7 protein-coding genes and 1 pseudogene are annotated in these 6,093 nt (G+C 60.3%); 3 read left to right on the top strand and 5 right to left on the bottom strand.

All coding sequences use genetic code 11. From position 1 onward, the window contains the following. The first annotated feature begins 1 nt into the window (after position 1). Positions 2 to 1,411: a sulfatase-like hydrolase/transferase gene (locus AC6FTP_RS24880; protein ID WP_497209605.1), complete on the top strand. Its 1,410-nt coding sequence runs from the start codon at positions 2 to 4 to the stop codon at positions 1,409 to 1,411. Next, positions 1,359 to 1,742, top strand: a complete 384-nt coding sequence (locus AC6FTP_RS24875) for a hypothetical protein (RefSeq protein WP_497209604.1) — start codon at positions 1,359 to 1,361, stop codon at positions 1,740 to 1,742. The genes AC6FTP_RS24880 and AC6FTP_RS24875 overlap by 53 nt, the downstream gene beginning before the upstream one ends. A gap of 150 nt (positions 1,743 to 1,892) precedes the next feature. Here the strand turns inward: AC6FTP_RS24875 and AC6FTP_RS24870 are convergent, their stop codons facing one another. Genes AC6FTP_RS24870 through AC6FTP_RS24850 form a run of 5 tightly spaced genes read right to left on the bottom strand, consistent with a single transcriptional unit; the run spans position 1,893 to position 5,380 of the window. After that, positions 1,893 to 3,002, bottom strand: a complete 1,110-nt coding sequence (locus tag AC6FTP_RS24870; RefSeq protein WP_497209603.1) for a type IV pilus twitching motility protein PilT — start codon at positions 3,000 to 3,002, stop codon at positions 1,893 to 1,895. Between the two features lie 53 nt (positions 3,003 to 3,055). After that, a complete protein-coding gene (locus tag AC6FTP_RS24865; RefSeq protein WP_497209602.1) occupies positions 3,056 to 4,153 on the bottom strand; it encodes a type IV pilus twitching motility protein PilT in 1,098 nt (365 codons plus the stop codon). Beyond that, positions 4,146 to 4,574: a hypothetical protein gene (locus AC6FTP_RS24860; protein WP_497209601.1), complete on the bottom strand. Its 429-nt coding sequence runs from the start codon at positions 4,572 to 4,574 to the stop codon at positions 4,146 to 4,148. Before AC6FTP_RS24860 ends, AC6FTP_RS24865 begins: the two co-directional genes overlap by 8 nt. Next, positions 4,550 to 4,930 carry a phage holin family protein gene (locus AC6FTP_RS24855; protein WP_497209600.1) on the bottom strand — a complete coding sequence of 127 codons (381 nt, stop codon included), beginning with the start codon at positions 4,928 to 4,930 and terminating at the stop codon, positions 4,550 to 4,552. Before AC6FTP_RS24855 ends, AC6FTP_RS24860 begins: the two co-directional genes overlap by 25 nt. A gap of 60 nt (positions 4,931 to 4,990) precedes the next feature. Next, positions 4,991 to 5,380: a hypothetical protein gene (locus AC6FTP_RS24850; RefSeq protein ID WP_497209599.1), complete on the bottom strand. Its 390-nt coding sequence runs from the start codon at positions 5,378 to 5,380 to the stop codon at positions 4,991 to 4,993. Positions 5,381 to 5,553: 173 nt separating this feature from the next. On the opposite strand from AC6FTP_RS24850, the pseudogene AC6FTP_RS24845 reads away from it, so the two are divergent. Continuing rightward, positions 5,554 to 6,093, top strand: a pseudogene (locus AC6FTP_RS24845) (glucosamine-6-phosphate isomerase); the annotation flags it as partial.

The following is a 6,093-nucleotide window of genomic DNA, read 5'->3' as shown; positions in this document are numbered from 1 at the left end:
CATGCTCGCGTGCTGCCCTTCGCTTTTCGCGGCGCAGCCAAACTTCATCATGGTCTTCATCGACGACATGGGCTGGGGCGATTTCTCCTGCTTCGGCAACAAAGACGCCCAGACGCCGAACATCGACCGCATCGCGGCGGAGGGCATTCGCTTTGAGCAGTTTCATGTGAACTCACCCATCTGCTCACCCTCGCGTTGTGCGCTGACCACGGGCCAGTATCCGCAGCGCTGGCGCATCCATTCCTTTCTCAACAACCGGGCGGACAACGAACGACGAGGCTGCGCTCAGTGGCTCGATCCGAAAGCGCCCACGCTGGCTCGTGTGCTCCAACAAAACGGCTATGCCACCGGCCACTTCGGCAAATGGCATCTCGGCGGCCAGCGCGATGTCGATGACGCGCCTCCGATCACCGCGTATGGCTTTGATGAATCGCTCACCAACTTCGAGGGCATGGGTCCGAAGCTGCTGCCACTCACGATGAAGCCCGGTGACACCGAACCCGGTAAAATCTGGGCCGATGCCGAGCGCCTTGGAAAGCCGGTGACTTGGATGCAGCGCTCCAAGATCACCCGCGGCTTCATCGAAGCGGCGATTCCCTTCATGGACAAAGCCACAAGCGCCAAGAAGCCCTTCTTCGTCAATCTCTGGCCTGATGACGTGCATGGTCCATGGTGGCCACCGACGGACAAATGGGCTGAAGGCAAACGCGGTCTGTATCTCTCCGTGCTCGAAGAAATGGACCGCCAGTTTGGCAAACTTTTCGATCACCTCCACACCACACCCGAACTCCGAGACAACACGCTCCTGCTCATCTGTTCCGACAACGGCCCCGAACCCGGCGCTGGGAGTGCGGGTCCGTTTCGCGGTAGCAAAACAACGCTCTATGAAGGCGGCACACGTTCGCCACTCATTGTCTGGGGACCCGGCTTGATCGACAAAACGAAAGCAGGCTCCGTGAACACGAAGTCCATCTTCGCCGCCTTCGATCTTGCGCCATCGCTGCTCTCCATCGCCAGGATCGAAGCCAAAGAGATCGTCTTCGACGGCGAAAACATCGCGCCTGCCCTTCTCGGCCAAGGCGAAGTTTCACGCAGCGCTCCGATCTTCTGGCGTCGCCCCCCGGATCGAAAAACCGCGTCCCCAGCGCTTCCCGAACGCCTGCCTGACCTCGCCATGCGCGAAGGTAACTGGAAACTCCTCTGCGACTACGACGGCACGAAGCCGCAGCTTTACGATCTAGCCAATGATCGCGGAGAGACGACAAACCTCGCTGCACAGCAGTCTGAAGTCGTCGCCCACATGACCAAAGCGCTGCTCGAATGGCATCAATCGCTGCCTACAGACAACGGGCCGAGGCTTGGAGCCGAACCACCCAAGTCGAAGGGTAAAGGCAAGAAAAAGGCAAAGTGACAGCACTGGCAGTGATCCCGGCCTCGCCTTCGAGCGCCTGGCCATCTCACAGCCCGGCCCCTACACCCTCGAATTCCGACTCCAAAGCAAGTCCACCGGCCCAGCCGAACTCTTTTGGACCACCGACCCCGAAACCATCCTCCCCAAAGGCAAGCATCTCGACTTCGAGGTGAAGCACGATGGCGAATGGCATGACATGAAACTCACTCTCGCTGAAGCGAAGAGTCTGCATGGGCTGCGGCTTGATCCGTGTGGTGGAGAAGGCGAGGTGAAGCTTGAAGGCCTCACGCTCAAAGCTGCGGACGGCAAAGTGCTGGCGAAGTGGCCGTGATCGAGATGGCAGGGCATCCATGAGGCACGAGCAGTGGCTACGGCCTTATTTTGCCACAGGGATGATGAGATAGGATTCGACTCCGGACGTGGGAAACCACATGTCCGGTGGTGAGGTGTAGCCTGGGTGCTGCGATGGGCAGCGGCCGGGTTACTTCTTCTTGGCGTCGTCTCCGCCGCCGGCATTGGCGAGGGCCTGCTCTTCAGGCGGGAGGAAGGCTTTGAAGCGGCCTTTGTCGATGGCTTTCATGTAGGCCTCCATGGGGCTGACGAAGCCGTCGCGCAGCTTTTGCCAGATGGAGTCATCCATGAATTGCATGCCCTGGGCTTTGCCGCCGATGATGACGTCGTAGAGCTTCTGGGTGGCGCCTTCACGAATGATGGCTCCCACGGCGGGCGTGGAGACCATGATTTCATTCACGGCGACACGGCCTTTGCCGTCGGACTTCTTCATGAGGAGCTGGGCGACGACGCCTTTCAGCGAGGCGGCAAGCATGGTGCGGACCTGGCTCTGCTGCTCGGAGGGGAAGACGTCGATGATACGGTCAACGGTTTTGCGGGCGTTGTTGGTATGGAGGGTGCCGAAGACGAGGAGACCTGTTTCCGCTGCAGTGAGGGCGAGGGAGATGGTTTCCAAGTCACGCATTTCACCCACGAGCACGATGTCGGCATCCTGACGGAGGGCGGCGCGGAGGCCGTCGGCGAAACTGGGGGTCTGGATGGGCACTTCACGCTGGGTGATGATGCTCTTCTTGTTCCGATGCACGAACTCGATGGGCTCCTCGACCGTGATGATGTGACGGCGGAAGTTGGTATTAATATAGTCGAGCAGAGCGGCAAGGGTGGTGGACTTGCCGGAACCGGTGGGGCCGGTGACGAGGACGAGGCCGCTGCGGAGATGGCCGAATTCTTTGACGACCTGGGGAATGCCGAGCTGCTCCAGGCTTGCGATCTTGGTGGGAATGATACGGAAGACGGCGGCGTAGCCGTTTTGCTGCTTGAGGTAATTGCAGCGGAAGCGGTGTTCGTCATCCATCTCGTAGGCGAAGTCGAGGTCGCCTTTTTCGATGTAGCGATCCCAGCTCTTGGGATCGCAGATCTCGCGCATCATGGTCTCCATGTGCTCGACGGTGAGGACCTCCTCGGAGATGGGCTTGATGCTGCCGTGGACGCGCACCTTGGCAGGCTGGCCCTGGCTGAGGTGAAGGTCGGAACCACCGAGTTCGACGAGGGTTTGGAAGAGTTGGTCAATGACTGGCATGGACGGGAAGGGGAAGAAAGTCGGAGATGAGGAAGGCGAGAACAGGGGCGGGATCAGCTCTTGAAGAAGATCTGCATCTGCGGTTTGTCTTCAGCGCGTGATTCACACTCTTCGCGGGTGATGAGACCTTTGGTGAAAAGGGCGCGGAGGGAGTCGTCCATGGTGATCATGCCGACGTTTTTGCCGGTCTGCATGACGCCATTGAGCATGAAGGTTTTGCCATCGCGGATACAGGCGGCGACGGCGGGGGTGTTCACGAGGACTTCGATGGCCATGACTCGTCCATTGCCATCGGCGCGGGGGACGAGCTGCTGGGAGACGATGCCGCGCAGAGACTCGGACACCATGATGCGGATCTGGTCCCGCTGATCTGCGGGGAAGACATCGAGCACACGGTCGAGGGTTCGTGCGGAGTTGCCGGTGTGGAGGGTGCCGAGCACCAAGTGTCCAGTTTCGGCAGCGGTGATGGCGAGGGAGATGGTCTCCAAGTCGCGCATTTCACCGACCATGATCACGTCGGGGTCTTCACGGAGGGCACCACGGAGGGCGGCGGCGAAGGACTGGGTATGAGTGCCGACTTCGCGCTGGTTTACGTGGCAGCCTTTGGGCGTGATGACGTACTCGATGGGTTCTTCCAGGGTGATGATGTGGTCCTGGCGCTCGATGTTCACACCATCGACAAGGGCGGCGAGGGTGGTGGACTTGCCGCAACCGACGGGGCCGGTGACGAGGATGAGGCCGTTGTGGTAGCGGATCAGCGTTTTGACCGTGTCGGGAAGTTTGAGTTCCTCGATGGTGCGGACGGTGGTGCTGATGATACGGAAGGTGATGTCGATGCCGAGACGCTGCTGGACGACGGAGGCACGGAAGCGGCCAAAGTCGGTGGAGTAGGCGAAGTCCACATCACCGCGCTCTTCGAGGCGCTTGATTTTATCCTCGGTGAGGAAGGAGTAGGCGAGGCGGCGGGTGTCCTCGGCGGTGAGGTAGGCCCCATTATGCCAAATGGGACCGAGGGTGCCGAAGCGGCGCCAGATGGGTTGGGAGGCGGTGGCGAGGTGCAGATCTGATGCATCATACTGCATGCAGAAGCGGAGGTAATCATCCACGGAGCCCAGCACGGGCACGACATCTTGAGGGGCTTGGTCAGACATGAGCGGAGTGGTCATCTGGCACGCTGGCCTTGGGGGCAGCGTGTTGGGAGAACTGGTTGGTCAGGTAGGATTGAAGAAACTGGGTGCCATATTTCACGGCTGCCTGCCGCACCATGCCGAGCAGGGGCAGCGTGAGCAGAGCCATAAAACCCTTTTTTGTATCGGAAGCGCCCGAGATGTCACGATCAAATTTTCCGCGACGTGAAGGCATGAGCACTCGCCAGAGGAGCAGACCGCCGACTCCTGCTGCCGTGACCCAGGCCCAGAGATGATTTTGGACGGACTGTCGGAGGATCACGCGCGGGTTCCATTCCTCGGAAGCGAGGTGGACGTGGACGCCGAGCAGGGCGCGTGCTTCATCGAGATCACGCAGGGCCTGTTGCTTGGGCGTGAGTTTTACTGGGGTGTGCCGCTGAGCCATTCGCGATCGCGTTGGAATTGTCGGAAAGTTTCCTCAAAGACCTGGAGGCGGCGGAGCATGGAGCGGAGACGCAGCAGGAAGATCAGGCCGAAAAACAAATGCACGCCACCTGCGCCGAGGGCGACCTTCCACCAGAGCCAGCCCTGCCACTCCGCCACGAGCCAGACAAGGGCGGGCACGGCGAGCAACCAGCCACAGAGCAGGCAACCGGAGGCGATGGCAGCCAACACAAGCATGGTGGTGAACTGCACGCCTGCCTCCTGGGCCTCGATCTGGAGCAGCCTTCCGCGTGCTTCGCCATACAGCGCGAGGGCACGCAGGAGCGATTTGAGGCGGGAGACTTCGATGTCCATCATGGCAGATGTTCGCGGTTCCCGGTTCGCCATCAAGTGCGAGTGGAAACGATGCGGCAGAGGTTACCGGCGGAGCAGGAGACCGACGACGAGGCCGACGCCAAAGGCGGTGAAGAGCGCTTGGCGCGGCTTTTCACGAGCGAGGTTTTCAGCTTCAGTCAGCAGGTTCTCGCAGTGCTGCCTGGCCTGGCCGAGAGCTTCATCTGCATAGGCGCGGATGTCTTCGGTCTTGTCCTGGAGATCGCTTTTGATCTCGGATGCTTTTTGCTCGGCACTGGCTTTGAAGTGCTGGGCGCGGCTCTCGGCGGCGGTGCGCAGTTCGCTGGCTTTTTGACTCGCGGCGGCGCGGAGTTCCTCTGCGGCTTTCAAGGCACTGGCCTTGGCTGCCTGGAAAGGATCGTTGCTCGTGACTGCACCGAAGCCAGTGTCGGAAAGTGGATTGGAGTCGTTCATGGGGTCGTTTTGTTCTCATGCTGATTTAAGTCGGCCTGCTCGTGAAGGCGAGGGAAAAAACTTCGGTGCTTGACGGATGCGGGCTTGGCAAGGCCCCCGCTTCCGACGAAACTCGATAAATCAAGGGCAGGCCGCCCGTCTTTCTTTCCCACAACCCAACCTCAGCCACCTCCATGTCACGCAAGCTCAGCCACATCGCCCCCGACTGGTGGGACTACACCACGCTCGATAATTCCCTGATCAATGACGCCGCGCGTCTCACGGAGCGTGATCTCCGCCAGCTCTCCCGGCCTGGGTTTAAAGTCGTCATGTATGACACGCTGGAGGAGTTTTATCTCGCCGAGGCTCTGGAATACATCCACGCCTGGCGTCAGGCCACGCCGGACAATCCAGCCGGCATCTGCGGTCCCATCGGGCCGACGGAGCAGCTCCCGCTCGTGGCACGTCTCATCAATGAACTCGGCATGTCCATCAAGGACGGTCACTTCTGGGGCATGGACGAGTGGTATGATGCCGACACGAAGAAAGAGGTGAGCATGGACCATCCGCTCTCCTTTGAAAAAGCCGACCGCGAGCTGTGCTTCGACCGCATCCAGAAGAAGCTCGTCATGCCGGACACGCAGTTGCATTTCCCGAAAGCCGACACCGCTCCCTATATTAAGAGCTGGAGTTCCGGCGTGCGCTGCATCGTCATGCAGGGCGGCCAGGGCGAC

This window comes from Prosthecobacter sp., assembly GCF_044378005.1.
Classification (GTDB): Bacteria; Verrucomicrobiota; Verrucomicrobiia; order Verrucomicrobiales; family Verrucomicrobiaceae; genus Prosthecobacter.
This window is presented reverse-complemented; position numbering and strand designations above follow the sequence as displayed.